Source organism: Rhodopseudomonas sp. BR0G17 (assembly GCF_010907025.1).
Classification (GTDB): Bacteria; Pseudomonadota; Alphaproteobacteria; order Rhizobiales; family Xanthobacteraceae; genus Rhodopseudomonas; species Rhodopseudomonas palustris_H.
In genome coordinates, this window is the sequence record NZ_QUML01000193.1 from 1 (window position 1) to 409 (window position 409).

1 pseudogene is annotated in these 409 nt (G+C 68.0%); it reads right to left on the reverse strand.

Annotated features, from left to right (window positions below):
* A pseudogene (locus tag DY467_RS25825) lies at window positions 1–409 on the reverse strand (amidase); the annotation flags it as partial.

A 409-nucleotide genomic window follows, 5' to 3' on the forward strand; every position in this document is an offset into this window, starting at 1 on the left:
CACCGCCATGGTCTGGTTGAAGCCGCGCACCACCTCGACGCCGGACAGATTCGCGCCGCCTTCGGCCCAGCGCACGATGTAGGGCAGCACCTGCGCGCGCTGAGCTTCGCTGAGCTTGCTGACGTCGTCCCACATCCGGGCTCGCCAGAACGCGTCGAGCCCGTCCATCATCTCGCGGGTGAAGCCGAGTTCGACCTGTTCGACGATCGCGCCCTGAGCCGCCAGCAGCCGCGCAGCGTCGGTGACGACGCGGCGGACGTCGTCCTCCAGCGCCATGCCGAAGCCGAGATCGGTCAGCAGGCCGATTTTCTTGCCGCGGAGTTCGGTGTCGAGCTCGCTCCAGTCGAAATCGTGCGGCGGCAGGCTCATGCCGTCGCGGCCGTCGGGCTGCGACAGCACACTCATCATC